The 25,143-nt window shown below is 64.3% G+C and carries 28 protein-coding genes; 10 read left to right on the top strand and 18 right to left on the bottom strand.

Annotation, left to right across the window (positions count from 1 at the left end):
- Nucleotides 1–10 precede the first annotated feature (10 nt).
- The 5 genes from ACIA48_RS10480 to ACIA48_RS10460 all read left to right on the top strand — a co-directional run bounded on the left by ACIA48_RS10480 (nucleotide 11) and on the right by ACIA48_RS10460 (nucleotide 4,619).
- Nucleotides 11–952, top strand: coding sequence for an LLM class F420-dependent oxidoreductase (locus ACIA48_RS10480; protein ID WP_396730409.1), 942 nt, complete (start codon nucleotides 11–13; stop codon nucleotides 950–952).
- On the top strand, nucleotides 949–1,770 hold the full coding sequence (locus ACIA48_RS10475; protein ID WP_396730407.1) for an SDR family oxidoreductase: 822 nt from the start codon (nucleotides 949–951) through the stop codon (nucleotides 1,768–1,770). The genes ACIA48_RS10480 and ACIA48_RS10475 overlap by 4 nt, the downstream gene beginning before the upstream one ends.
- 5 nt (nucleotides 1,771–1,775) lie before the next feature.
- On the top strand, nucleotides 1,776–2,552 hold the full coding sequence (locus ACIA48_RS10470) for an SDR family NAD(P)-dependent oxidoreductase (protein ID WP_396730405.1): 777 nt from the start codon (nucleotides 1,776–1,778) through the stop codon (nucleotides 2,550–2,552).
- Nucleotides 2,536–3,096 carry a nuclear transport factor 2 family protein gene (locus ACIA48_RS10465; RefSeq protein ID WP_396730403.1) on the top strand — a complete coding sequence of 187 codons (561 nt, stop codon included), beginning with the start codon at nucleotides 2,536–2,538 and terminating at the stop codon, nucleotides 3,094–3,096. The genes ACIA48_RS10470 and ACIA48_RS10465 overlap by 17 nt, the downstream gene beginning before the upstream one ends.
- Before the next feature lie 104 nt (nucleotides 3,097–3,200).
- Nucleotides 3,201–4,619: an adenylate/guanylate cyclase domain-containing protein gene (locus tag ACIA48_RS10460; protein WP_396730401.1), complete on the top strand. Its 1,419-nt coding sequence runs from the start codon at nucleotides 3,201–3,203 to the stop codon at nucleotides 4,617–4,619.
- On the opposite strand, the gene ACIA48_RS10455 is transcribed toward ACIA48_RS10460, so the two are convergent.
- A complete protein-coding gene (locus ACIA48_RS10455; RefSeq protein ID WP_396730399.1) occupies nucleotides 4,570–5,874 on the bottom strand; it encodes an amidohydrolase family protein in 1,305 nt (434 codons plus the stop codon). The genes ACIA48_RS10460 and ACIA48_RS10455 overlap by 50 nt on opposite strands.
- 96 nt (nucleotides 5,875–5,970) lie before the next feature.
- On the opposite strand from ACIA48_RS10455, the gene ACIA48_RS10450 reads away from it, so the two are divergent.
- Nucleotides 5,971–6,165 (top strand): hypothetical protein, encoded by a 195-nt coding sequence (locus ACIA48_RS10450; RefSeq protein ID WP_396730397.1) that lies wholly within the window; start codon nucleotides 5,971–5,973, stop codon nucleotides 6,163–6,165.
- Nucleotides 6,166–6,169: 4 nt separating this feature from the next.
- Here ACIA48_RS10450 and ACIA48_RS10445 read toward each other — a convergent pair whose 3' ends face one another.
- Genes ACIA48_RS10445 through ACIA48_RS10435 form a run of 3 tightly spaced genes read right to left on the bottom strand, consistent with a single transcriptional unit; the run spans nucleotide 6,170 to nucleotide 8,577 of the window.
- Nucleotides 6,170–7,309: an acyl-CoA dehydrogenase family protein gene (locus ACIA48_RS10445; RefSeq protein WP_396730395.1), complete on the bottom strand. Its 1,140-nt coding sequence runs from the start codon at nucleotides 7,307–7,309 to the stop codon at nucleotides 6,170–6,172.
- 12 nt (nucleotides 7,310–7,321) lie between these two features.
- Nucleotides 7,322–8,368, bottom strand: coding sequence for an acyl-CoA dehydrogenase family protein (locus ACIA48_RS10440; RefSeq protein ID WP_396730393.1), 1,047 nt, complete (start codon nucleotides 8,366–8,368; stop codon nucleotides 7,322–7,324).
- An 11-nt stretch (nucleotides 8,369–8,379) separates the two neighbouring features.
- Nucleotides 8,380–8,577 carry a ferredoxin gene (locus ACIA48_RS10435; protein WP_163730484.1) on the bottom strand — a complete coding sequence of 66 codons (198 nt, stop codon included), beginning with the start codon at nucleotides 8,575–8,577 and terminating at the stop codon, nucleotides 8,380–8,382.
- A 96-nt stretch (nucleotides 8,578–8,673) separates the two neighbouring features.
- Here ACIA48_RS10435 and ACIA48_RS10430 point away from each other — a divergent pair, with 96 nt between their 5' ends.
- Nucleotides 8,674–9,468 (top strand): SDR family NAD(P)-dependent oxidoreductase, encoded by a 795-nt coding sequence (locus ACIA48_RS10430; RefSeq protein ID WP_396730391.1) that lies wholly within the window; start codon nucleotides 8,674–8,676, stop codon nucleotides 9,466–9,468.
- On the opposite strand, the gene ACIA48_RS10425 is transcribed toward ACIA48_RS10430, so the two are convergent.
- The 5 genes from ACIA48_RS10425 to ACIA48_RS10405 are packed head-to-tail and all read right to left on the bottom strand — an operon-like array spanning nucleotide 9,461 to nucleotide 14,188.
- Nucleotides 9,461–9,895 (bottom strand): MaoC/PaaZ C-terminal domain-containing protein, encoded by a 435-nt coding sequence (locus tag ACIA48_RS10425; protein WP_396730389.1) that lies wholly within the window; start codon nucleotides 9,893–9,895, stop codon nucleotides 9,461–9,463. The genes ACIA48_RS10430 and ACIA48_RS10425 overlap by 8 nt on opposite strands.
- Complete coding sequence (locus ACIA48_RS10420) at nucleotides 9,892–11,319, bottom strand: NAD-dependent succinate-semialdehyde dehydrogenase (RefSeq protein WP_396730387.1); 1,428 nt, start codon at nucleotides 11,317–11,319, stop codon at nucleotides 9,892–9,894. Before ACIA48_RS10420 ends, ACIA48_RS10425 begins: the two co-directional genes overlap by 4 nt.
- A gap of 9 nt (nucleotides 11,320–11,328) precedes the next feature.
- Complete coding sequence (locus tag ACIA48_RS10415) at nucleotides 11,329–11,814, bottom strand: MaoC family dehydratase N-terminal domain-containing protein (protein ID WP_396730385.1); 486 nt, start codon at nucleotides 11,812–11,814, stop codon at nucleotides 11,329–11,331.
- A complete protein-coding gene (locus ACIA48_RS10410; RefSeq protein ID WP_396730383.1) occupies nucleotides 11,811–13,046 on the bottom strand; it encodes an acyl-CoA dehydrogenase family protein in 1,236 nt (411 codons plus the stop codon). Before ACIA48_RS10410 ends, ACIA48_RS10415 begins: the two co-directional genes overlap by 4 nt.
- Nucleotides 13,043–14,188 (bottom strand): acyl-CoA dehydrogenase family protein, encoded by a 1,146-nt coding sequence (locus ACIA48_RS10405; protein WP_396730381.1) that lies wholly within the window; start codon nucleotides 14,186–14,188, stop codon nucleotides 13,043–13,045. Before ACIA48_RS10405 ends, ACIA48_RS10410 begins: the two co-directional genes overlap by 4 nt.
- Before the next feature lie 116 nt (nucleotides 14,189–14,304).
- Between ACIA48_RS10405 and ACIA48_RS10400 the strand changes: the two genes are divergently transcribed.
- Together ACIA48_RS10400 and ACIA48_RS10395 are read left to right on the top strand one after the other, a co-directional pair.
- Complete coding sequence (locus tag ACIA48_RS10400; RefSeq protein ID WP_396730379.1) at nucleotides 14,305–15,198, top strand: hypothetical protein; 894 nt, start codon at nucleotides 14,305–14,307, stop codon at nucleotides 15,196–15,198.
- 5 nt (nucleotides 15,199–15,203) lie between these two features.
- Nucleotides 15,204–15,635 (top strand): DUF3237 domain-containing protein, encoded by a 432-nt coding sequence (locus ACIA48_RS10395; RefSeq protein ID WP_396730377.1) that lies wholly within the window; start codon nucleotides 15,204–15,206, stop codon nucleotides 15,633–15,635.
- A 12-nt stretch (nucleotides 15,636–15,647) separates the two neighbouring features.
- On the opposite strand, the gene ACIA48_RS10390 is transcribed toward ACIA48_RS10395, so the two are convergent.
- Genes ACIA48_RS10390 through ACIA48_RS10370 form a run of 5 tightly spaced genes read right to left on the bottom strand, consistent with a single transcriptional unit; the run spans nucleotide 15,648 to nucleotide 20,121 of the window.
- Complete coding sequence (locus ACIA48_RS10390) at nucleotides 15,648–16,427, bottom strand: SDR family oxidoreductase (RefSeq protein WP_396730768.1); 780 nt, start codon at nucleotides 16,425–16,427, stop codon at nucleotides 15,648–15,650.
- Nucleotides 16,427–16,879, bottom strand: coding sequence for a MaoC family dehydratase N-terminal domain-containing protein (locus ACIA48_RS10385; protein WP_396730375.1), 453 nt, complete (start codon nucleotides 16,877–16,879; stop codon nucleotides 16,427–16,429). Before ACIA48_RS10385 ends, ACIA48_RS10390 begins: the two co-directional genes overlap by 1 nt.
- Before the next feature lie 23 nt (nucleotides 16,880–16,902).
- The gene (locus ACIA48_RS10380; protein WP_396730373.1) at nucleotides 16,903–17,682 is read right to left on the bottom strand and encodes an SDR family NAD(P)-dependent oxidoreductase; all 780 of its coding nucleotides are present in this window, start codon (nucleotides 17,680–17,682) and stop codon (nucleotides 16,903–16,905) included.
- A complete protein-coding gene (locus tag ACIA48_RS10375) occupies nucleotides 17,666–18,601 on the bottom strand; it encodes an SMP-30/gluconolactonase/LRE family protein (protein WP_396730371.1) in 936 nt (311 codons plus the stop codon). The genes ACIA48_RS10380 and ACIA48_RS10375 overlap by 17 nt, the downstream gene beginning before the upstream one ends.
- The gene (locus ACIA48_RS10370) at nucleotides 18,598–20,121 is read right to left on the bottom strand and encodes a class I adenylate-forming enzyme family protein (RefSeq protein WP_396730369.1); all 1,524 of its coding nucleotides are present in this window, start codon (nucleotides 20,119–20,121) and stop codon (nucleotides 18,598–18,600) included. Before ACIA48_RS10370 ends, ACIA48_RS10375 begins: the two co-directional genes overlap by 4 nt.
- A gap of 114 nt (nucleotides 20,122–20,235) precedes the next feature.
- Between ACIA48_RS10370 and ACIA48_RS10365 the strand changes: the two genes are divergently transcribed.
- Nucleotides 20,236–21,003, top strand: a complete 768-nt coding sequence (locus tag ACIA48_RS10365) for an enoyl-CoA hydratase/isomerase family protein (protein WP_396730367.1) — start codon at nucleotides 20,236–20,238, stop codon at nucleotides 21,001–21,003.
- Between the two features lie 4 nt (nucleotides 21,004–21,007).
- On the opposite strand, the gene ACIA48_RS10360 is transcribed toward ACIA48_RS10365, so the two are convergent.
- Genes ACIA48_RS10360 through ACIA48_RS10345 form a run of 4 tightly spaced genes read right to left on the bottom strand, consistent with a single transcriptional unit; the run spans nucleotide 21,008 to nucleotide 25,133 of the window.
- Complete coding sequence (locus ACIA48_RS10360) at nucleotides 21,008–22,201, bottom strand: cytochrome P450 (protein ID WP_396730365.1); 1,194 nt, start codon at nucleotides 22,199–22,201, stop codon at nucleotides 21,008–21,010.
- A 51-nt stretch (nucleotides 22,202–22,252) separates the two neighbouring features.
- Entirely contained in the window at nucleotides 22,253–22,699 is a 447-nt protein-coding gene (locus ACIA48_RS10355; RefSeq protein WP_396730363.1) for a VOC family protein, read from the bottom strand.
- A complete protein-coding gene (locus ACIA48_RS10350) occupies nucleotides 22,696–23,913 on the bottom strand; it encodes a CoA transferase (RefSeq protein ID WP_396730766.1) in 1,218 nt (405 codons plus the stop codon). Before ACIA48_RS10350 ends, ACIA48_RS10355 begins: the two co-directional genes overlap by 4 nt.
- Complete coding sequence (locus ACIA48_RS10345; RefSeq protein WP_396730361.1) at nucleotides 23,910–25,133, bottom strand: CaiB/BaiF CoA transferase family protein; 1,224 nt, start codon at nucleotides 25,131–25,133, stop codon at nucleotides 23,910–23,912. Before ACIA48_RS10345 ends, ACIA48_RS10350 begins: the two co-directional genes overlap by 4 nt.
- Nucleotides 25,134–25,143: the final 10 nt, after the last annotated feature.

Here is a 25,143-nt window from a genome sequence, read left to right as displayed (position 1 = left end):
GGAGAATGACATGCGTTTCATCCTGACTCACCCTATGCATACGCATCCTTACAATCCGGAACTGGTCACGGGCGCGGGGATCGCGGCGGTCGCCGCTTCAGCGGAACGGGCCGGTTTTGCGGGATTCGGCTTTACCGATCATCCCGCTCCAACGCGGCGTTGGCTGGAGTCGGGCGGTCACGACGCTCTGGATCCCTTCGTCGCGATGGGCTACGCAGCGGCAGTGACGTCGAAGCTTCGGCTGATTCCGAATCTCGTCGTTCTGCCATACCGCAATCCATTCCTAGTCGCCAAGGCCGGTGCGACGCTAGACGTCCTGTCCGGCGGGCGGTTCACGCTTGCTGCTGGTGTCGGATACCTCAAGGGCGAATTCGCCGCATTGGGAGTGGATTACGACCAACGTGCACTGCTCGTCGACGAGTCGTTGGAACTGATCCGTGAGATATGGACCAACGATTGTGTGAATTTCGTCGGGGCGCATTACGAAGGACGGGAGATCACCGCATACCCACAACCGACAGTCTGTCCACCGATTTGGGTTGGCGGAAACACCGTGGCTGCGCGCCGGCGTGTCGTGGCATATGGCGATGGCTGGTGTCCGTTCGCCGCTGCAGACACGCTGGCCAAGGTGACCAAGACGGCGACCATGGATGCCCAGGATGGCCTTGTCGCAGGGATCGAAGATTTACGACGCAGATGTGACTCCGCCGCAAGGGACTTCGCGAGCATCGATATCACCTTCAACGGATTGCCAGGAACACCGGGAACGGCGGCGTTCAACGCCGACGCGTACTTATCCGAGGTGGGTCGATTGGCACGGTTGGGCGTCACGGCCCTACAGGTGAGCGTGCCCGGCGACAGCTTGAATCATGCAATCGACGCCATCGAGGAGTTCGGTGATCGCGTCGTTGCAGCCGTGTCGTTGGTGGAGCAACTGAAGGAAATGTCATGACGCTGTTCGAGGCGTTCTCATATCGCGACAAGCGCGTGCTCGTCGTCGGTGGTGCCACTGGAATGGGTAATGCCACAGCACAACTCGCCCTCGATGCAGGCGCAGAGGTGGTTGTCATGGATTACGCACCGGTCGACATCCCTGGAACGACGGCTATCGAGGTCAACCTAGCCGACGCGACGAGTATCGACACTGCCGTTGAAGAGTGCGGAGGTACTGTACACGCGCTCTTTGCATGTGCCGGAGTGGCGGACGGCGCTGGCATCGAGCGAATCAACTTCATCGGGCACCGCTATCTGATCGACCAATTGCGCGCCAAAGGCATGCTGGCGCGGGGCAGTTCAGTAGGCTTCATCTCCTCGGCTGCTGGCCTCGCATGGCGATCGAATCTGGACCAGATCACAGAGTTCTTGAACATCGTCGACTTCGATAAGGCGACGGCATGGGCCGTCGACAACGGTTGTGCCCATTACATGTTCACCAAGCAAGCGGTCTGTGCCTACGTGGCCAGAGAGGCCATGGGCTTCATCGCTGACGGCATCCGGATCAACGCGATCTGCCCAGGACCGACGGACACTCCGTTGGCTCAGGCCAACGCGGAGCTGTGGTTGGATTTTGGCGCTGATTACCGCGCGGAGGTCGGAGTCGGGGCCGCCACGCCGATGGAACAGGCCTACCCCCTCCTGTTCTTGTGCAGCGACGCCGCCAGCGTCGTCAATGGCATCACGATAGTGACGGACTCCGGATATCTCAGTGCCGGTATCACCGAGGCGTTCCCGGCCGGTACTCCTACGGCCAAGATGCTGTTGGACGGGTAGCCGAGGTGAGTGCCGACTTTTCCGGGCAGGTGGTCGTGGTCACCGGTGCCAGCGGGGGCATTGGGCGGGTGCTCGCGCGGCGATATGCGCGCTGTGGTGCCCATGTAGCGCTGGTAGCGCGACGCGCCGACGAGCTTGCGATCACCGCGGAAAACATCGAAGACGAGGGGGGCGGCGCGTCGGTTCATGTCGCAGATATCCGTGACGAGGACTCGTGCAGAGGCCTGATTGCCGACGTCATCGGCCGCTGGGGTCGTCTGGATGTGCTGATCAACAATGCGGCCACTCCGGGCACTGACGAGGCGGTCCACGAGGCGTCCGTCGCCAACTGGAACGATGTGCTCGCAACGAATTTGGTGGCGCCCATGGTGCTGTCCCGCGAGGCGCTGAACCAAGCGATGCTGCCTGCGGGCCGGGGCAATATTCAGTTCATGTCCTCGGCAGCCGCGAGGAATGTTCAAGCGAAAAAGGCGCACTACGCGGCCGCTAAGCTGGGCTTGTCCGCGTTGTCACAGACGATGGCAATGGAGTTGGGCTCCAGCGGCATTCGAGTCAACTGTCTGATCATCGGGAGCGTTGCCGGTCAGTTGTTCGACACCTACGTCGGGCGACGGGCCGCGGCCGAGAGAGTGGATCCCAGCGTAGTGCGCCGACGGTTGGCAGGAATGAACAAGCTGAACCGATTGGTGCAGCCTGACGAGGTCGCCGAGGTGTCCATGTGGTTGGCGTCAGAGGCCGCTTCGGCAATGACCGGCCAAGACATCAATGTCACCGGAGGCTGACATGCCCGCGCCCGATTGCGATCGAAGGCTGGCGAAACTGCTGTCTCTTAACGAGATTCGGGAATTGCCATACAGATACGCTGCGGCAGTCGAAGCACGCGACGTTGACGCCATGGCCGAACTCTTCTCACCCAGTGCACGGTTCGGCTCCTACGGCGACGGTCCGGACGGGCTGCGTCGAATGATGGCCGACCGCATGAGCGGAAGTCTGTTCGCTGTGATTCTGGTGGCGAACCATTTGGTGGAGTTCGTCGATGACGTCCGTGCGCGGGGGCAGGTGTGGGCACATTGTTATGCCCAGGAACGAACCGACGGCTTTCTCGAGCAGTTGATTAGGTACGAGGACACCTACGAGCAGGTGGCCGGTCGGTGGCTGTTCGTCCAACGCCGCCACCGGTTGTGGTACGGGGCCGTGCATTCGCAATCGCCGCTCGAGCAGAATGCCGCGGACTGGCCCCGAAACCAGATCGGCGTCGGGGACATTCCACTCGCAGATCCCGAGTTCGCCGCCTGGTGGCAAATGAGGAGTAAGACTGACCCGTGAGGTTCTTACGCGGTCGAGAGTTCGCCGTCAATCGGTCCATTCGAGCGATGCTGACGGTAGGGACCCTCATCCCCAGTATGTTGGGCGCCTCGATCATCGGGGTGATGACCTCGCGCGCACTTCCCACGGGTGCGGCGCTCGGCGACCCAACGGCATTGCGGATTAACGTCATCGCGTCGGCAGTCTATTGCGCCGTCGTCGTGCCGATGGCAGTGCTCTGGGGACTGTGGTGCACGACTTCACGGTCGGAGGCGTCGCCGGCGGAGCGGCACACACTGCTCATGCGGATTCCCGCGTGCCTGACAGCCGGTAATGCCGCGGTGTGGACGGGGGCGGTTGCCCTGCTGGTCGTCGTGAATTCGGAGAGGCCTTGGCTGGCGACGACTCTTGGTGTATCGACGTTGTCTGGCGCAACGGTGACGGCGACGCTCACGTATTGGTGGTGCACACGGGTGCTGCGTCCTTACGTAGCGCCAGTCCTTACCGAAAGCCCTCCGGCCCGCCAGCAGCGCCTGGGTCTTCGGATGCGGGCACTCGCGGCGTGGGTGGTGGGGACCGGTGTGCCTGTGTTGATGGTGTTGCTCGCCGCCGCCAGTGCGCTGGTGGTCGACTACCCGGGTGATCGATTGGCCGTGGTGGTCCTCGGATTGGGCGGCGCGGCTCTGTTGAGTGGGCTTGTTGTGACGCTATTTACCGGCGCGACGATGGCCGATCCGATCGATGAGGTCCGCGCGGGCATGTCGCGCGTCGGCCGCGGTGACTATGACGTCACAGTCCCGGTGTTCGACGCGTCCGAACTCGGCTTGCTGCAGGCGGGTTTCAACTCGATGGCAGAAGGGCTGCGGGAACGCGAACGATTACGGGACCTGTTCGGCAGGCACGTTGGCCGAGATGTGGCGCGCCTCGCCGAGGCGGAGGGCGCACCGGCAATGGGCGGTGCGACCCACGATGTGGCAGTCATGTTCGTGGACCTGGTCGGCTCCACGCGAATGGCGACGAAGATGGATCCACCGGACCTCGTCGCGACGCTCAACGACTTTTTCGCCGTCGTCGTGGGCATCGTGGAGAGGCATCATGGCTGGGTCAACAAGTTTCAGGGCGATGCGGTCCTCGCGATCTTCGGTGCGCCGCAGGCTGTTCCGGACCATGCAGGCGCCGCGCTCGCCGCCGCGCGGGAGCTGTCGGATGCCTTGTCCGAGGGCGGCCTGCAACTCGCCGCGGGCATCGGCGTTTCTGCCGGCCCTGCGGTGGCGGGCAATGTCGGTGATCCGCGCCGCTACGAGTACACCGTGATCGGCGATTCGGTCAACGAGGCGGCACGATTGTCGGAATACGCGAAATCGACAGGCGGGGTGGCAGCTTCGGGTGCGGCGTTGAGTGCGGCTGACGCTGTCGAATCTGCTCGCTGGCGCATAGTCGCCGCGGAAGTCTTGCGCGGCCGCGACATTCCAACGGATATCGCTGTACCCTCCGCTAGTTCTTGGCCTCCTTGTTGGCCATCTGATTCGCGAGGTTTTCTATGAAGGCTCCATAACCGACGCCCCCGTGATCCGACATGACCGCGTCGTAGTCGTACTCGGGCGGTTCGCCGTTGTTCGGGCGCCATCCGCTGTCGGCTGTAGACGACTTGAAGCCCTCCTCCGGGAAGGCATACCAGCGCCGCGCGTTGAGTTCGACAATCTTGGCGGCATCCTCATCAGGCACACTCGCGAGCATCTCCTCCGCACGGGCTCGGCTCTTGGGCCAGAACGAGTCGGAATGCGGATAGTCGCACTCCCAGGTGATGTTGTCGATGCCGATCTGGTGGCGCATCGCCACACCGACTTCGTCCTCGATGAAGCAGCCGGTGATGTTGCGGCGGAACAGTTCTGACGGCGCGATGGTCGGATGGATGTTCTGGTAGTACTTGTGCTTGCGCCAGACATAGTCCGCGCGCTCGACCAGGTACGGCATCCAGCCGATCCCGCCCTCGGAGAACGCGACTTTCAGGTTCGGGTGCTTGTGGAACACGGGTGAGAAGACCAACTCGATGGCGGCGGCCATCGAGGTCGTCCCCATCAGGGTGACCATCACCGCGAACGGCGCCTCCGGTGCTGTCGACGGGGGCATGCCTCCAGAGCCGAAGTGCATGACAGCCGTCATGTTGGTTTCCTCTAGGGCCGACCAAATAGGCTCCCAATGGTCGGTATGAAAGCTCGGCAGGCCAAGATTCATCGGATTGTCAGGCAGACCGACGGCGCGGCACCCCTTAGCGGCATTGCGCTCGATCTCGGCGACCATCAACTGCGTGTCCCACAGCGGACTGATCATCATGGGAATGAAGCGCGCCGGATCGCTCGCGCACCATTCGTCAAGCGAGAAGTCATTCCAGGCTTGGACGGACAGCAGCGCCAAATCCTTGTCTTGGCCTTCCAGGAACACGGTCCCGCAGAACCGCGGAAACGACGGGAAGCAGAGCATCGCGTGCACGCCGTCGATATCCATATCGGCTAGCCGGGCTTTCGGGTCGTAGCACCCGGGGATCATGTCGTCGTAGCGCACCGGGTCCACACCGAATTCTTCGGGAGATTTACCCGCGACGGCGTTGAGCCCGATGTTGGGATAACTGCGGCCTTCGTACACCCACTGGTGCATCGGCGATTTGCCCTCGCGCGGGAATTCCACGATGCGGGGTCCGTCCTCGACGTATTTTTTCGGCAGCCGGTCGGTCCAGACGTGCGGGGGTTCGATGAGGTGGTCATCGACGGACAGAAGTTTCATCGATGGCTGGAGCGGCATCGCGGGTCCCTCTCGATTTCGGCTGCTAGGCTAGATAGAACAACTGAACACTATCTGCATATTTGACTATAGCGTGTGCGACGAGGAAGAGCGAGCATGGACCCGAGTGAACGCATCCCCCACGACGACTGGGTTGATCAGGACCTTCTCACGCGCGATGAGGCGGCTGGCCGGCTGGTCGACGAGATCGCGGAAGTGGCTCGGAAGATCGAGGCGGGGGAGGGCGACGAAGTAATGGAGCGCCGACTGGTCGGCATGAAGGAAGCGCTCAAGCACTACCGGGAGCGCTGAGCGGTCATTTGCGGGGTAGGCCCAGCACGCGTTGCGCGACGATGTTGCGCTGGATCTGCGCAGTTCCGCCGTAGATGCCCGCGGCACGCGACCATACGTACACGTCCCATTCCAGGCCCTCTCGCATGACGGGCTCGCTCGCACGCAGGTCCATCATCGTGTGCCCGAACGTCTGGTCTGCCCTGGCCATCAGCAGCTTGTCCACCGAACCTTCTGCGCCAGGCAGTGCACCTTTGACCCGGTCGGTGAGTGACCGCTGCACCTTGACCTGGAGAGCCCGAAGCTCGGTGTACGCCTCGCCGAGCCGCGCGCGGGTCGCGGGCGTGTCGGCAAGGCGACCCGATCGCACGTCGTCCTCGAGCGCGCGCAGCTGCAATGCGAGCCTGCTGATCCAGTTGATATCACTGGGGCCTCGCTCGTAGGCCAGGAGTTGATTCGCTATCGACCAGCCTTGGCCACGTTCACCCAGCAGGTTTTCAGCAGGTACGTCGACGTCGGTGAAAGTGACTTCGGCGAACTCCTTGTTGCGCGCGGCGTTCACGATCGGTGCGACGTCGATGCCCGGAGTGGACATAGGCACCAGCAGGACCGAGATGCCCGCGTGTTTGGCGGCGTCGGGGTCGGTGCGACACAGCAGGAAGCACCAGTCGGCCACCGCGGCGAAGCTGGTCCAGATCTTGCGGCCATTGACGCGGAAGGCCGGCCGGCCGTCGTTCTCGATCGCCTCCGCCCTGGTCTTGAGACTGGCGAGGTCCGACCCCGCGTTGGGCTCACTGAACCCTTGACACCAACGCACCGCACCTGACAACAGCCCCTGCAGCAGGTTGGCGCGCTGCTCCTCGGACCCGAAGAGCCGCAATGCATTCGACAGATGTCCGACACCCTCGATTGGCGGTGCGCCTGCGCGTCCCAGCTCGTCGTTGAGTATCGCTTCGTAGATCGGTGACAGCCCGTGGCCGCCGTACTCGGTCGGGAACGACAGACCGATGTAACCGGCGTCGTAGAGGGTCTGATGCCAGGCATTGGCGGCGTCAGCCCGTGCGCTGGGGTCCTCCGGGATCACGGCCGCTGCGGCGTTGTCGTCGAGCCAGGTGCGCAGCCGTGCGCGGAATTCGGCTTCGTCTTGGGTGTCGGTGAAATCCATGGTTCTCCGGGTCTAGCCCAGGTCCGGATCGGTCAGCCGCATGTCGGCGATGGCCTGGTATTGATCACTTTCGTCGCCGAACAGCCTGCGGTTCAACAGTGTTCGGCGAAGACGCAGATGCGCGACGTGCTCCCATGTGATGGAGATGCCGCCGAGTACCTGCATGGCCGCCTCGACGACGTCGCGACCGGCCGCAGACGCATAGGCCTTGGCTGTGCGCGCCGCCAGCAAGGCCTCGCCGGGGGGCAGGTGGTCGACCGCCCATGACGCGTGCCAGAGACAACTACGGGCCCCCTCGAGGCGAACGAGCGAGTCGGCCAGCAGGTGCTGGACGGCCTGGAAACTTCCAATCTTGACGCCGAACTGCACCCGTTCACCTGCGTAGCTGACGGCGTCCTCGAGCGCCCCGGTCATCACTCCGATCAGGTCCGCGGCAACGGCGGTCAGCGCCATCGCCACGACAGCGTCCCAGCGTCGCGCGTCGATTGGCTCGCCCACTGATGTGGTGGCGCCGAGATCGGGTGCGGATACGGGACTGATCGACCGCGTCAGGTCCAGGCCCTCACGCCCCGCCGCATTATCGATGGCGGCGAAGACCAAGCGCCTGCGATCTCCATCGGAGAGAGCCAACAGCGCATGGGTGGCGCCCGCGGCGTCAAGGACAACACCGCGGTCCTCGGAATCGGCGAATCCGGACAGGTCGTCCCTCATTACCGGCGCCATGCGCAGAGCGCCCTCGGCGACCAGGTCGATCTCTTTCTCGGCACCGGCGGCGTAGAGCAGTTCGGTGGTCAAAACCGCTTGTCCGAGCACGGGTATCGCGGTCAACCTGCGGCCCAATTCCTCGATCGCAAGCGCTGTTTCAACCCCGCTGGACTCCAGCCCGCATGTCGCGGGTGCGCGAAGGGCGGGGATGCCGACCTCGACGAGGCGCTCCCACTGAGTGTCCAGACGGTCGTCCGACGCGATGTCGTCGGGATCCGACGTAGCAGTGGCATCGGCCAATCGCCTCATCGTCTCGCGCAGCATCTCCTGCTCGTCTGTCAGCCCGATGAACATCGCCTGAGCGCCTACCCGTCCTCGCGCAGCGTCAGCGCGATCTTGGGGCAGAGCTGCACCGCCTGCCGGACGTCCGCCTCCCGGTCGGCCGGTATCTCGTCGACGGTCACCACCGCGAGGTCCTCGTCGTCGAGTTCGAAGATGTCGGCGGCGATACCGACGCAGACGGCGTTGGACTCGCAGAGGTCGCGATCCACGTCTACTCGCATCCTTCACCCCTTCTCGACGGCAGGCTTTGGCAGTCTGCCATCATAATGAATGATAGAACGAATCTTGTTCAACTGTTACACACTGGAGGATCGCCCATGGCCCGCCTTGACGAGCGAAACGCATTGGTCACCGGCGGTGCCCAGGGGCTCGGGCGAGCGATCTCGCGGCGACTGGCCGCCGAGGGCGCACACGTGACGATCGTCGATCTCAACGCCGACAAGGCGGCTGAGTGCATCGAACTCATCGGGAAAGACGGCGCCACGGCCAAGTTCGTCCGGGCAAACGTCGCCAAACGCGAGGAAATCGCGGCCGCGGTGGAGGCCGCAGCCGTCGACGGCGTGTTGCACGTGTTGGTCAACGCCGCGCAGTACTTCGCCATGCCGAAGGCGCTCGAACTCGTCAGCGACAAGGATTGGGAGCTGTCGGAGGCAACGGGGCCTCGCGCGACCTTCCGCTTCATGCAACTGGCCTACCCGTTCCTCAAGGCCGCAGAAAAGTCGTCGGTGATCAACTTCGTATCCGGTTCGGCGCTCGGTGGAATTGCATATACCGGACCGTATTCGGCGGCTAAGGGTGCGATCGGCGCGCTGACCAAGGTGGCGGCCAACGAATGGGCCGCGCACGGCATCCGCGTCAACGCCGTTTGCCCGTTCGCGCTGACCGATGTGCAACGCGACATGATCGGCACCGAATGGGACAACTACACGCGTACGGCCGAAGCGTCTCCGATGAAACGAGGCGCCGACCCCAATACCGAGATCGCGCCCGCGGTAGCCTTTCTGGCCAGCGACGACGCGGCGTTCGTCACGGGGACTGTGCTACACATCGATGGCGGGATGACCGAGTTGTCCACCGTCGACTATTCGAAGTCGCCCGGCGTATTCAAATAGCCAACGCCACCGTCGCCTCACCCGGTGTGGTGCTCGTGCCGTTCTGGTCGATGACGTCGACTTTCAAGTGCACCAGTGCGATGCCGTCGACGATCTCCTTGCCGAGCACCTCGCCAACTGCGTGCAGTTCGTCACCCTTCTGGTTCATGCTTCGGTACTTGGCGCTGAGCGAACGGATTTCGCCGTCATCACCGATCCACTGTCGCAGCATGTTGACCAGGTACGCCAGCCGTAGGTTGCCCATCCCAAAGGCGCCCTTGTCGTTTCCTGCGGCTCTGCCAGCCTCGTCGTCCATGTGGATGGGAATGAACTCGTCGTTTACGGCGGCATAGCGGTTCCACTCGGCGAAGCCGGTGGTGCGGACGAACTCCGGAAGCTGGTCGCCGATCTCGATCGACTCGAAAGTGGGCGAAACCGATTCATTCACAATGCGATTCCCAACACTTTGGTATCGAGATACTCGGTGATCCCGGCGCGAGCGCCTTCACGACCAAGTCCGCTTTCCTTGATACCGCCGAACGGTACCGCGGCCGAGGTCGGGTTGATGTCGTTGATACCGATCATGCCGAAGTCCAGCGCTTCGGCGACTCGAATCGCGCGGCTGATGTCGCGTGTGTAGATGTATCCGGCAAGTCCGTAGCTGGTGGAGTTGGCCATCTCGATGGCCTCGGCCTCGTCGTCGAACACCAGGACCGGAGCGATCGGGCCGAATGTTTCTTCCGAGCAGATCACCATGTCCGCGGTGACGTCCGACAGGATCGTCGGCGCGAAGAAGTGGCCGCTGTCGAAGGTGTCGCCGGTCAGCTGGGCACCACCAAGCATCAGTGTGGCGCCGTTGGCGACCGCATCGTCAACCTGTCGTGTCATCTTGTGCAGGGCCGCCTCGTCGATGAGGGGGCCGACCGTGGTTCCCTTCGCCAATCCGTCTCCGGGGACAAGCTTTTCCACCCGCTGACGCAACGTCTCCAGAAACGGCGTGGCGATCGAGCGGTGCACGATGAACCGGCTGGGACAGATGCATGCCTGGCCCGTGTTGAGGAATTTCACGAGTGCCGCACCTTTGGCGGCGTGTTCGGGGTCGGCGTCGTCGAACACGAGAAACGGTGCGTGCCCGCCGAGTTCCATCGACACCCGCTTCATCGTCGCACCTGCGCGCGCGGCGATCATCTTTCCGACCTCGGTCGAACCGGTGAAACTGATCTTGCGCACCTGCGGATCCGACAGGATCTCCTCGGCGACCGGTTCGGGATCCGAACAGGTCACCAGGTTGACCACACCGGCGGGCACACCGGCGTCTTCGAACACCCGGAACGTCTCGATCGCGCACAACGGTGTCTGCTCAGCCGGCTTGAGCACCGAGGTGCAGCCCGCGGCCAGTGCGGGAGCCACCTTCCGGGTGATCATCGAAATCGGGTAGTTCCACGGCGTGATAGCGGCGCACACCCCGACCGGCTGCTGTAACACCAGGAAACGCTGATCGGCTCGCGACGACGGAATCACCTCGCCGTAAACACGTTTGGCCTCCTCGGCGAACCACAGCAGAAAGTCGGCGGCGTAGCCGACCTCGGTGCGTGCCATCCGCAGCGGCTTGCCCTGCTCCTTTGTCATCAGCGTCGCCAGCTCGTCCTGGCGTTCCAGCATGATCCGGTGCGCCGCAACCAGGATGTCGGCCCGTTCGTAGGCGGTCTTGGCCCGCCAGCCGGGCAGCGCCGCCACCGCCGCGTCGATGGCAAGGCGGGCTTCGGCGCGGCCTCCGTCGGCGACGGTGTCCAGCACCGCGCCGGTTGCAGGGTTGACACTCTCGAAAGTCTTTCCTGACGAGGCGGATTGCCACTTCCCATCGATGTACACGGCTGCCTCTCAGTATCGGATCAGGGTGTCGATGCGAGTGCGGACGACCTCGCCTCGCTGATTGCGCAGTTCGCGTTCCAGTTGTACATAGAGCATCTGACCTAGTCGTCCCTCGCGTTCGGTGGCCTCCTTGATCCGCCACCGCCCGGTGATCACATCACCCGGCCGCATGGGCACACCGAACGTGAACTCCACTCCGCCGTTGAGGACATGTTGTGCCGGCTCGCCGGGCTGGGGAAGGGCGTACTGCGCGGGTCCGGCGTCGGGCGGCTGGATGGGCCACGCGAACGGATTGAAGTCATCGGGAGCGATGACGCCACCCCAGCGAGTGGCGCGGGCGTACTCCTCGTCCCAGAACAACCGCGGGGGCTCCTGGGGCCAGTGGGTGGCGATGGCCCACCGTCGGATGGCTGAGGAATCGATCGGGAAGACCGACCCGTCCTGCTCGTGCCAGACGCCGATCGCGGCGCGCAAGCGGTCGGTGATCAAGGTCATTGCCGTGTCCTACCGTGCTGCACATCCTTGAAAGGAACGCCGCGGTCCGCGGCGTACTCGCGCGGAAAGTCGAGCACGCGTTCGGCGATGATGTTGCGTGCGATCTCCGTCGTACCGCCGCCGATGCACACGGTCTGCCGGGACAGATACTTGTGCCCAATCGCCAGCAGGTCCGGGTCCTCCGCGCCCACGACCGCCCCCGGTCCCGCCAGTGCCAGCGCAGCGTCCAGATTCAGGTTTTCGCAAAGCGCGTAGTACAGGCGGGTGATGGAGCCCGACGCAGGCGGCATCACTCCGGTGGAAACCCCGTGAAAGACGCTCTCGCCCAGCGCTTTCTCGACAAGCCGGTGGGTCAACGCACGACCCGCCAGCCGACGAGCCCAGCGATCGGAGGCCTGACCGGTCGCGTGCACCAAGGCGACGAGATCGAAAGCGCCATCGCGTCTTCCTTCGGAGGCGCCGCAATTCGCGTACTCGGAGCCCTTCGCCACTGCGCGACGCTCGTGAAACAACTGCCTCGAGGCGACGGCCCAACCTCCTCCGACGTCACCGACCACGTGCTCGTCGGACAGCTCCACGTCGTCGAAGAATTCCTCGCAGAACTCAGCGGAACCGTTCACCTGGCGGATTCGTCGCAGGGTCAGCCCCGGGGACTGCAGCGGCACCAGGAACATCGTGAGCCCCTCGTGCTTGGGCACATCCCAGTTGGTGCGCACCAGGCACAGGCCGAAATCTGCGGCGAACGCACTGCTGCTCCAGGTCTTGGCGCCGTTGAGGATCCATTTGTCGCCCGATCGGTCGGCGCGGGTCGTGACACCGGCTAGATCGGATCCGCCACCGGGCTCGGAGAGCAGCTGGCACAACACCTCCTCGCCCCGCAGTGCCGCGGCGATTCGGGTGCGCTTCTGTTCCTCGCTGCCGGCATCGAGCAGGGTCGCGCTGCAGATCGTCAGGCTTGGGATGTTGAGCGCGAGCGGCATCTCGTAGGGCTCGGCGACCGCGTTGAATGCGGCCTGATATGTGTAGTCCAAGCCCAGGCCGCCATACTCCTTGGGGAAGCAGATGCCTGCGAATCCACCGTCATAGAGCCGACGTTGGAGCTCGCGGGCCCGCTGCCATGTGCGTTCCTCGGCGCGATCCAGCACTGGCGGGCTGTCGCCATTCAACGGCGGCATGTGCTCTGCAAGCCATCCGCGCGCTCGGTCGGCGAAAGCTTCGACGGTCTCGGTCATCTCGTCATTCCCAACTTCTCAGAGAATGCGAAGACAATTTCCTGGTGCTCCTCTGTCGTGCCGAACAGCGCGCGGTCGATCTCGATTCTGCGGAGGAACAGGTGAAGGTCGTGTTCCCACGTGACGCCTATACCGCCGTGCAACTGAATGCAGTCCTGCACGATCGCGACCGAGTACTCGCCGATGTAGGCCTTGGCGGCGCTGACCGTGAGCGCCGCGGTATCGGTCCTCGCGCCGACGTCGCGGGCCGCCCGCGCCGCGATGGCACGGCAGGCTTCCAGCTGGGTCTTGAGGTCGGCGAAGCGGTGTTTGAGCGCCTGGTAGGACGCCAGTGGCCGTCCGAAGCTATGGCGATCACGCGCCCACGCCACAGTCATCGTGAAAACGCTGTCCAGCGCCCCGACGATCTCTGCGCACTGCAGGACTTGAGCGATCAGCGTCTGGCGCGCTATCAACTGCGTCGTCTCGTCCGGTCCGCCGACGACGGAGTCCTCTGCCACCTCGACATCGTCGAATCTCACTCGACCGTAATCCCTGACGAAGTCGACCGTCGGTGTGCGCTCGATCGAGACGCCCGGCGCATTGGAAGACACGACGTACTGGCGCAGGTCGCCATCGCACAGGGCGCTGATCAGGAATACGTCGGAGTGCTCGGCGGATTCGACACGATCCTTGACACCGTCGATGCGGTAGCCGTTATTGGATCGTGTGGCCGTCGTCGTCGGCGACGCGCCAAACGCGCGTCCGGGTTCGTCGACCGCCCACACCGCGATCGCGGAACCGTCGATCAATGAGGCCAGCAGTTGTCGGTGGTCGGCTGAGTTGGACGCCTCAGCAAGCGCAGTGGTGACGGCGCTGACCGGGATCAACGGTCCGGGCGCCACGCTTCGGCCGAACTGCTCGGCGATGAGCGCCGCATCGGCGATCGGGTCGCCGGTCACACAACCGCCCCCGAGCTCTTCAGGCGCCAGCAGGCTCGTCCAGCCGAGTTCGGCGCCGCGACGCCACCAGTCCTTGTCGAACCCACGACCGTGGCTATGCAGATCGCGGATGTACTCGATGGACATGTCACGGTCGAGGAACGCGCGCGTGGTGGACACGAACAGCTGGATTTCGGCGTCGCTGGCGGTGGCTGTCGACACGCTGCGTCCTCCCTGTCGACCTGCGACTCCGGCGAACACAGGTCCCAACAGATATACAGTATCTGTCATAGTGTGCTCCTGACAGGCCAGGGAAGAACCGACGGTGAGGCGCCGACGTGATCGACATCGGGAAACAGTGGCACGTGAACCACGTCGTGGATGACTACCGCACCGTCACCGATTGGTATCGCGAGGTATTCGGTGGCGCCGAAGTCTTCACCGACCAGTGGCTGGACCCCGAGAAGCGTTGGGCTTCAATGGTTGCCATTGCTGATCTCGCCATCGACGTGATGGAACCGACAGCGGAAGGTGCCAACCTGCCATTGGGAAAGTTTCTGGCGCGATTCGGATCGCATCTGCACGCATCGGCTTACTTCGTCAACAGCCCGCCGGCGGACATCTACGATGCGCTCACGGGTGCAGGGGTTCGGTGCTTCGGGCTGGCCGGCTCCGGCCGCGATGCGATGGTCGCCCAGCCGATGAGTCCGGTGTTCACGCATCCGAAGGACACCGCAGGCCAGCTCGAGTTCATGCCCTACGTAGAAGACAAACCCGGCCCGCTCGGTGTGCCCGGCAAGTGGGAGGACCCGCGTTTTCTGCCTGGCTGGTCGGATCAGCAGTGGCGAGACCACCCCCTGTCGATCGGCGGATGGCGAGTCGGAGTCGTCGTTCGCGAGCTGGAGCGCGCGACCGGCGTCTACCACGCGCTGGGCGCCACGGTCGTGGCGGAGGAGACGGTAGCGGGCTCTCACCGGCGACGTCTGCAATTGGGCACTAACACGACGGTCGAGCTGATCGCGCCGACGTCGGCCGACACCGTCGCCGCGCGTGACCTGGAGAAGAACGGCGAGATCATCCACTGCTGTGTTTTCGAAACCGCTGATCTGGCCAAGGCCGAATCCCACCTCGCCGACCATGCGGTGGTGATCGCCGAACGCGGCGAGAAGCGGCTCGTCGCTGATCCGGCTACGTGCCACGGTGCTGTCATCGAGCTCGTGGCACTCAGCTGACCGATATGGGCGGTGACCGGGATCCAGACGCGGCGGCACTGAGGCCGCTCTGTCAAGTCCGCTATGACCTCGCCGACCCGATTGCCGTGTCTTCGGGCCCGTCCGGTAGTCGGACCATCGGCGAGATCACCGGTGCTCGATTCGAGGGCGACCGGCTGCAAGCCTCGCTGAAGGGTCATGCTGCTGCTGACTGGGCTTTCGTGGAACCGTCGGGACGCGTCCTCGTAGATGCCCGCCTCACGCTCGAGACTGATGATGGCGCAACAATATTGGTCAGCTACACCGGTCGCATGGATGCGGCGACCGGTGTCGTCTACTCGTCGATGTATTTCGAAACGGGCGACGAACGATACGCATGGCTGACCCGGATCCTCGGTGTGGCCAAGGGGTGCTTCTTCGGAGACACGTTGCGGTACGACGTCTACGAAGTGACCTGACCCTGATTCGAATCAGTCGAAATACTCGCCGCCATTCGCATCGAGGAGATGCCCGGTGATCGAGCGTGAGAGGTCGGACAGCAAGAAGATGGCGGCGTCGGCGTACTCGGCGGAAGACGGAATCCGGCGCAGCGCAATGTTGTCGGCATATTCTGCTTCGATGTCTTTCGCCGACAGTCCACGCTCGCCGGCGCGAACGTCGAAATAGGCCGTCAACCGCGCGCCGCCGATCTTCCCGGGCGCTAACGTGTTGACTCGGATCCCCGCCGGTCCCAGTTCGAAGGCCAGCGATCGAGTGAGCCCGAGCAGCGCGTGCTTGGCGATGTTGTAGGCGCCGAACTCCCGCTTGGGATGCCGGACGACGGCGGAGTTGACCATGACCACTGATCCGCGGCCCTGGGTCCGCATCGTCGGCACGACCGCACGTGTCAGATGGAACGCCGGATAGAAATTCGCCTCCAGGCTTGCCGCCACGTCGGAGGCGGGCGCGTCAGCCAGCTCGGTCAGCGGCGGAATCGTGGCGGCATTGTTGACTAAGCCATCGATCGCGCTGAATCGGTCGAGGGTTTCAGCAACGATGCGAGCGGGTTCGCCAGGATTGCCGGGCGCGATTGCCACGCAATGGGTCCGGGCTGGGTCGCCGACTTCGCGCTCGATCGCGCTCAAGCGGTCGGCGTCACGAGCCACCAGGATCACGCGCGCGCCTTCCCTGGCACACGCCAGCACCAAGTCGCGGCCCAGTCCGGGGCCGACTCCGGAAACGATGACCACGCGGCCCGCGAGCAGCGCCATCACGAGTAGACCATCGTGTGTACGGCGATCCGGACGATCTCGACTCGCTGATTGCGCCACTCGTGGGTGAAGTCGACCAGCAGTAAATCGCCCGTGCGGCCCGACTTGGGTTGCCAGCCCTCGATACGCGATCGCGCCTCGATCCGGTCGCCGGGTCGCATCGGGACACCGAATTGCATCCGCACACCACCGTTGACACGCCGCCGGACCGGCCCACGATCCGTCGAGGCCGGGCGAGGTATCGGCCAGGCGAACGGATTGAAATCGGGTGGCGCGATGATGCCGCCCCAGCGCGTCGTCGCCGCGTAGTCGCGATCCCAATACAACCGCGGCGGAACGCTGTTCCAATATGACGCGATCGCCCACCGGCGAATGTCGGACTCGGAGATCGGGGGACTCGGTGGTCCCCAAGGCGTCCACTTGCCTAGACGCTCACGCATCGTGGGTGACACCAAGGGACTTTCCGGCCCGACGTTCACGTTCGCATCCGCCCGCCCTCGACAAAGAGGGTTTGGCCGGTGACATAGCTGGAGTCGTCACTGAGTAGGAACACCGCCGCGCGTCCAATGTCGAGTTCGGGGTCGCCCGGTGCCCTTCGCAGCGGGAGTGCAGCCGCCTGCTTCTGAACCCGCCCCGGATGTTCCTTGGCGAAGTCATCCCACCGCGGCGAGCGAGCGAAGGGGCACAACGTGTTCACATAGATGCCGTACTGGCCCCACTCGCGCGCGGCCACCCGCGTCAGCGCACGGACGGCCTCCTTGGCAGTCACATAACTGGCTGCTCCGACCTCGCCGTCCAGCGCCGACCCTGATCCGATGTTGAGGATCTTGCCGCCGCCGCGCTCTCGCATCACCGGCAGGCAAGCCTGCATGCAATACAGCGTGCCCAAAGTGGCACTGCGCCACGAGCGCTCCATGTGTTCGTCGGTCGTGTGCTCGAGCGCTATTCCCAGTTCGAATGCGTGCGCGTTGTTGACGAGGATGTCGACGGAACCGAAACGTGAGACGACCCCGGACACCGCAGCCTCCACCTCGGTACGGTTACCTACATCGGCGGTCACGGACATCGCCCCGACCCCGCGGCGCACGCATTCAGCCAGAGTCTCCTCGCATCCGTCCGGTCGCACGTCAAGGGCGGCGATCGACGCGCCCTCGGCGGCCAGAGCGTAGGCGATGCCTTGACCGATGCCCTGGCCGGCGCCGGTGACGAGGGCGATCTGGCCGGTCAGCTGCCCGGCGTCATGGACAGGGCGCAAGGGCGGTCCTCCAATCGTGAACGACTACCAGGCGTCCCGACGACGCGAGCGTGATGTACAGCGAACGGCCGTCGTGGCTGAGCGCGACGTTGGTGGTCATCGGGTCATCGGCGACAATCGCGCCGAGCAGACGACCATCGGGTGAAAACGCAGTCGCCCCACCGGTTCCGACGGTGGCGACGATGATCGTGCCGTCTCCAGCGACGCAAAGTCCGTCGGCGCCTCCGAAATTCATCGGTCCGCCACTCGGCACTGTGGCGAGGCCACGGGCGGTACCGAGGCGACCGGGTGCGAGCACCTCGAACTCCCAGATCCGCCGCGTCCTGGTCTCGGCGACGTACAGCTTGGCTCCGTCCGGCGAAAGCGCCACGCCGTTCGGCAGTTCCAGCGGGTAGACGATTTCACGCAATTGTCCGTCGACCGTTCCGTACAGGACGCCTGTGATATTGCGGCTCCGTCCCCGCACCGAGAAGCCGTCGGTGACATAGAAGCCGCCGTGGGCATCCACGCACACGTCGCTAGGACGCGCGAGAGGGAGTTCATCACCGCTGATGCTCGTGAATGTCGTTGTCAGTGTCTGGATCTCACCGTCGCCAGAGACAATCTGCAGCTGCGGGGTGACTGGATGGTCGGGAGCGCCCGCAGGTAGGAACAGTGGCACGGAACCGTCGATGTCGAAAGGCCACGGTCTGACGGCGAACCGGGAGCCACCGTTCTGACAGACCAGCAGTCGGCCGTCGGGTAATCGAGCCATTCCGTTGGGGCCGCCCCCGGTTACCGCGAGTGTCGCCACCGTGCCCTCGGGGTGCACCCGGCTGATTCGGCCGTTGGCGATCTCTGAGACCAAGACCGAGCCGTCGTCATCGACGATCGGACCTTCGGGAAACCCCAATCCGGATGCCAGACAGCGCAGTGTCACGAAGTCGCCTCGCCGGCTTGTTCGAAGAGGGCGCGAATTCCGGGCTGGCTGATCTTCATCGACGGTGTCCGGGGGAGTGCGTCGACGATTTGGAGATCGGCGGGCACCTGATATCGGCTCAGCCGCTCTCGGAGATAGGTGAGTAGATCGTCGGCGGTGACCTCTTGGCCCTCGACACACTCCACCGCGGCCACCGGAACCGCGCCGAGTCGTTCGTCGGCCAGCCCTGTCACCCCGGCGTCGCGGACGGCGGGGTGCGAGCGCAGAGTGGTGACGATATCGGCCGGGGTGACCTTGAAACCTCCGCGATTGATGACATCGTCTGTGCGTCCGTCGACAAACAGAAAGCCATCAGCATCGAGACGGCCGAGGTCTGTCGTACGTACCCAGTCGCCGCCCGCGGTTCTCACTTCGATGACGCCCTGCTCGCCTGCGGAAGTCTCTCGGTCGTCGTCCACCGCCACGATGCGTATCTCCCGGCCGGGTTGGGGACGGCCCACACTGCCGCGCTTGGACTGCGCCCATTCGCGGTGAAGCGACAGATTCCATCCCGCCACACCGCCCGCGAATTCCGTCGCACCGTAAGAGGGCAGCACGGCGACGCTGTACCTGTCTTCGAATGTCGCTTGCAGGTCGGCCGACAGCGGCGCGGTGCCCGATGTCACCACCTTGACGCTGTCGAACACCGCTGGGTTGACGTCGGCCTCCAATACCATTGCCAGCGCGGTCGGGACCAGGCTGACAGCCTTGGGTCGGTGCCTGGCGACAAGATCGATGAAGTCCCGGACGGTGAACCGCGGCAACAATGCGATCTGACGGCCCTGACACACGTAGAGAAGCGTGCGGAACAGTCCGGACATGTGCACCAGCGGCGAACTCACGATCATCACGCCCCGTCGCAACCGCGGACCGGTGTCGTCGCGGGATCCGTAATGGGCCCCGGCCGCTGCGATCGTGCGTTCGAAGGCATTGTATGCCAGTGGAATTCGCTTGGGCGGTCCCGTTGTTCCGCTGGTCAGCATCTCCACCGCGACCGCTGGATCGGATTCGCGGAACGGCCCGTCGCCGGGTGATTCGAGTCCCGACACGGTCTCGACAGGGGAGTCGGTCACCGATACGCGAAGACCTAGTGCGCCTGTGGCGGCCTCGATGACGCCCGTCCGGCCCCAGTCGACGTCGCACGCCACCACTGCCGGTAGGCGAAGGTCACGGATGTCATGGCCCAGACCCTCGTCGCCATGTGACGCATTGAGTGTGACGATGCAGCAGCGGGCCAGCAGCACGCCCAGCATCGCCGCGATCATCGCTGGGTCGTTGCGCAGCACCAGGCCTACCGGTGCGCCCGGGGCCAGACCGGCCGAACTCACGTGGCGGGCGACTCCGTGGGCGACCGCGGCGAGCGATCCCCAGCTTGTCCACGCGCCGCCGAACTCTATTGCGCCGGCGTCGGGGTCGATGCCGAGGATCGCCTCGAGACGGTCGGCGAGATGGGGTTGCGAGGCAGCGACATCCGGGTTCACGCCATCACACCTCCCGTCTGGTGTTTTGCCCGGCGAACGAAGCGTTGCGCCGGTATGAGACACTTACACACTATATGCATATCTGTTGCATCACGACTTCGATTGGGGTTAGCGGTGGACTTTCAAAGGATCCTGTTCGACGTCAGCGATCACATCGCGACCATCACCATCAACCGTCCGGAGCGCCTCAATGCCACCGACGACCTGACCCGTACCGAACTCGGGCAGGCCTGGGCGCGGGTACGCGAGGACTCCGACATCCGCGTCGCCATCATCACCGGCGCGGGTGACCGCGCATTCAGTGCCGGCCAGGACATTCGCGCGACCGCCCAGTCGGGTATCCGCAACAAGGTGCCGGGTTCGCGGCTCCATCACAATGTGTGGAAGCCGGTCATCTGTGCTCTCAACGGGATGGTGGTCGGGGGAGGGCTGCATCAGGTGGCCGATTCCGATCTGATCATCGCCGCCGAGCATGCCGAGCTGATCGACACCCACCTCATGGTCGGCAACGTCTTCGCATTGGAGCCGACGGTCCTGCTGCGCAGGATGCCCCTGTCGATGGTCATGCAGTTGGCCCTCATGACCAAGGACGGGCGCATCAGCGCCCAGCGCGGATACGAGATCGGGTTGATCAACGAGGTGGTGCCCGCCGATCGTCTACAGGAGCGCGCGCGCGAGATCGCCTTAGCCATCGCGAAGTTGAGCCCTGCGACCGTGCAGGCATCGGTCAAAGGGATGTGGACGAGCCTCGATGTCGGGTTGCACGCCGCCCACGACGTCGCGTACCGCTATGTCCTGCAGCACCAGATGACCCACCCCGATTACCTCGAAGGCATGAAGGCCTTCGCCGAGAAGCGCGAACCGCAATGGGTCGTCGACTGAGCGCTCACCGCAGCGTCATCTCCACGCTGGTATAGCCGCGTACCGTTGCTGTCAGCACACGTTCGTGTGCGCCGATCGCGTAGTCGGGAAAGTTCTTGGCGACGTATTCGAAAACCATCTGTGCCTCGCGACGAGCCAGCCACTGGCCGAGGCAGATGTGGATGCCCCAGCCGAAATAGACATCTGTGCCACGAGGCCGATCGATGATGAAGCGATCTGGGTCGTCGTAGCGACGCTCGTCGCGGTTGGCGCTGCCCAGCAGCAACAGCACCCAGTCGCCGGCATTCATGGTCACACCGTGTAGCTCGACCGGCCGCGTGAGGGTGCGGGCCACCCAGTGGCTGGGGGTGTCGTAACGCAGTGCCTCGTTGACCGCAGCCGGAATCACGCTGTGATCGCTGACGATTCGCTGCCACTGGTCGGGGTGGTCGTGTAGCGCGACCAGACCGTTGGAGATCAGCTTCTGGGTGGTCTCCGAACCCGCGGCAGAAAGCAGGTTGCAGAACATCAACACCTCGTGCGGCGTCAACGAACGGTCGTCGCCGATCTCGGGGTCGTGGAAGGTGGCTTGCAGCACGATGCTGATCAGATCGTCGCCCGGGTCGGTGCGACGCCTGTCGATGAGATCGCCGATGTAGGCGCTGATGTTTCGGTTGGCGTCGATAGCGCTCTGCGGCATCGCGACTTCGCCCTCGTGCCTGGTCAAAAATGCTTCCCACCAGACCCTCAACTGTTCGCGATCGGCCTGCGGCACGCCGAGTAGATCTCCGATCACGTCGGTGGGTACCGCGAAGGCAAAGGCTTCCATCGCGTCAACGGTGGTGCCGCGTTTGAGCCGACCGAGGTGGTGGTCGACGACCGCCTGCAGCGCACCTTCCAGCGAGGCGACCGCGCGGGGAGTGAAGAAGCCCTTGAGGACGCCGCGGATACGGTCGTGCCGCGGCGGGTCCATCGATATGACGGAATACTTCCGGCCGTCGTCGTCGGGGTTCTCCGGCGCCGGGCCGAGCTTGGACGAATACGTTTCCCAGTCTCGTAACGCGCCCGCCACGTCTGCGAATCGTGAAAGCACCCACCAGCGGTCTTCGGGATCGCGATACACCGGCGCCTCGTCCCGAAGCCGACGGTAGACCGGATAGGGGTCGTCGAACACGGCCTTGGAAAACGGTGAGTACATCAACTCGCTGGTAGCGGGCACAGTCGGACTCTACCACCCTGTTGAACAACAGAACGAATTGTGACTAGTTGCTCACTGGCCGCGGACACGCTCGATGAGTTCGAGCAAATTGCCGTCGGGATCGGTGAGCATCATCCCGCGATTACCGGCGCCGAACGCGACCGTGCGGTCGGCGAGCAGCTGCCCGCCGTACTCGACGACCGCCTCGGCGAGAGCATCGGCGTCGTCGACACGGAAAGACAGATGCGTGAAGCCGAGGGCGTTCATCTGGCGCGGCTCACCATCGCCCGTCGTACCCGGTGTGGGGTAGGCCAGTAGCTCCAGGCGAAATCCATCGCGCTGCAGATACACCAGATCGAGCACCAAACCCTCGACGTCAAGCAGTCGCGCGGACGCTGCGTCGTCGATGTGCATTTCGCCGATCTTGGTGAATCCAATTGCTGAACAGTAGAACTCCGTCGACCGTTCGATGTTCGTCACGCACAGCCCGACGTGGGTGAGGCGATGGCCGGGACTCACGGCGTCGATTCGTCGAGAAGGAAGTTGTGCTCTCCAAGCAGCGGCGCACGTCTCGGCGGTGACGCAGGACTGGCCGAGAATGTGTACGGCACACCGGGATAGACGACGGTCCGGCCGAGTTCGGAGTGTTCAACTGGAACGTGCATGCCGCGCGCCACCATGTGTTCGTCATCGAAGGCCTCATCTGGCGGCAGGATGGCGCCCGCCGGGAAACCCCTTTGCTGGCTCGCGATGAAGAACTCCTTGGCTGGCATGCGCGAGGCGATCAACCTGATGGCCTCACGGGCCGCGCTCATGATCGCCGTCGTTTCGTCGTCCTCGCCGATGGAGGCGAGGTCGACTGGCGCGGTCCGGGCGGCGGCCATCTCGAGGAACACGGTCTCCGGCAGCTCCTCGGTCAGTTCCAGCTCGGAGAGCCAGGCGATCATCCGACTGAACTCCTCGGGCTTGCGCGGCAACACCCCGGTAGTCGCGTAATGTCCATCGGCACAACGTACTTGGACCTCGGAACTGGGTGTGGGGTAGGCATGGCGTCCCGTCTGCCGCACGCACACCGCCTGGTTCACAAGCCAGTGATAGGTGGTCTGTTCGCAAGTCACATTGCAGGCCGCAGTCACGTTGACGTCGATGAGTTGGCCCACGCCGGTGTGTTCGCGGTGTGAGAGCGCGATCAGTGCGCCGATTGCGGCGTACATGCCGCCGATGTTGGCGGCCTGATCGCCAGAGCCGCGCATCGGCGGTACGGAGTGGTCGTCGTAGCCGCAATTCCATACCGGCCCGCCTCCGGCGAGCACGGTGAGATCGGTGGCGGGGTGGTCGGCTCGAACGCTGCTAAGCCCGAAAGGGGTCACCGATACCCAGATCAGACCCCGATGGTCCGCGGCGGTGTCGCGATAAGTAATGCCGCCCGCCAGTCGATCGCCTCCGGCAAGCACAATGTCCGCACCACCGATCAGGCGGCACAGCGCGGCGACGCCCGACTCCGATTCAAGGTCAACGGTCACGCTGCGCTTTCCGACGTTCTGACTCCACCAACGCAGGCTGCGGTCAACGCCGGGTTCGTCATCGACGAACGGCGGGCGCAGCCGGTGCGGGGAACCCCGGGGCGGTTCGACGACGATGACTTCGGCTCCGAGTTCGGCCAGCACGCGCCCGCCTACAGGCGTGAACTGGTCGCTTATCTCCACTACGCGGAGATCGGCAAGCGCGCTCAGATCACACCTCGCTCAGCCCACAGATCAAGGGTCGCGTCATCGTGGCCGAGGAGCTCTCCGAAGATCTCGCGATTGTGTTGGCCCAGTTTGGGTCCCGGCTTGTCGATCCGCCAGGGGGTCTCAGAGAAGGTGAGAGGAACACCCTCGACGCGCACTGCACCGATGTCAGGGTGAGTAACAGTCGGAAAGAGTCCCATCCGTGCCAGGTCAGGGTCCTCGTCGATGCGCTCGCGGGGGCTCTTGACGACACTCGCGGCAATGCCGGCATCGACGAGGTCGTCCGCCAGCGCGATGGCATCGCGGCGGGAGGTGGCCGCGGCGACCAGGTCGTCGAGTTCATCGGCCGCGGCGACTCTCGCAGCCAATGTCGTGAATCGCTCCGATGCGATTGCGGGTTCGTCCAGCACCTTGGCCAGCAACGCCGCCTCCCTGTCGTCACGGCACGCCATGGCGATCCATCGGTCCTCGCCGGCGCATGGGTAGATGCCGTGTGGCGCGAACTCGTCGAAGTCGGCACGGTTGCCTCGTGCCGAGGTGCGTCGCTGATTCACCGTCCAGTCGAGTACCTCGGTAGGCAGCATGGCGATGCCCGCGGGCACCGTGGCCAGATCGACGTGCTGACCTTCGCCCGTACGGTCGCGATGGTGTAACGCCGCCATGATGGCCACCGTCATGTAGAAAGCCGAACCGTGATCCATGTAGGAGAAGCCCCAGCCGGCCGGTTCGGCATCGGGCAGCCCTGAGGTGTACGTGAGCCCGCTCATCGCCTGCACGATGGGACCCCACGTCTTGAAGTCGCGGTAGGGCCCGGTGTGACCGAATCCGCAGTTGGATACGTAGATGATGTCCGGCTTGATCTCGCGTAGTTTGTCGTAACCGAAACCGCGGTGTTCCATCACGCCGGCCGCGAAGTTCTCACAGACGACGTCGCTGACCGCCACGAGTTCACGCAGCAGCTGCTTACCTTCATCGAGACGCAGGTTGATGGTGACGCCGTACTTTCCGAGATTGTGGTTGTTGAACCCGGCGCCGAGGTCGATACCGCGACGGTCGTCGACGAAGGGGCCCACCCCTCGTAGTGCGTCCCACAGTCCGCGGGTCGCGGGATCCTCGACGCGGATCACCTCGGCACCGAATGCGGCCAGGAGCTTCGTCGCACCCGCGCCGGCCAGTTGCCCGCTGAGGTCACACACCCGAAGGTGCGACAAGGCAGCCGTCACCGGACAACCA

The organism is Mycobacterium sp. NPDC051804 (assembly GCF_044452905.1).
Lineage (GTDB): Bacteria > Actinomycetota > Actinomycetes > Mycobacteriales > Mycobacteriaceae > Mycobacterium.
This window is presented reverse-complemented; position numbering and strand designations above follow the sequence as displayed.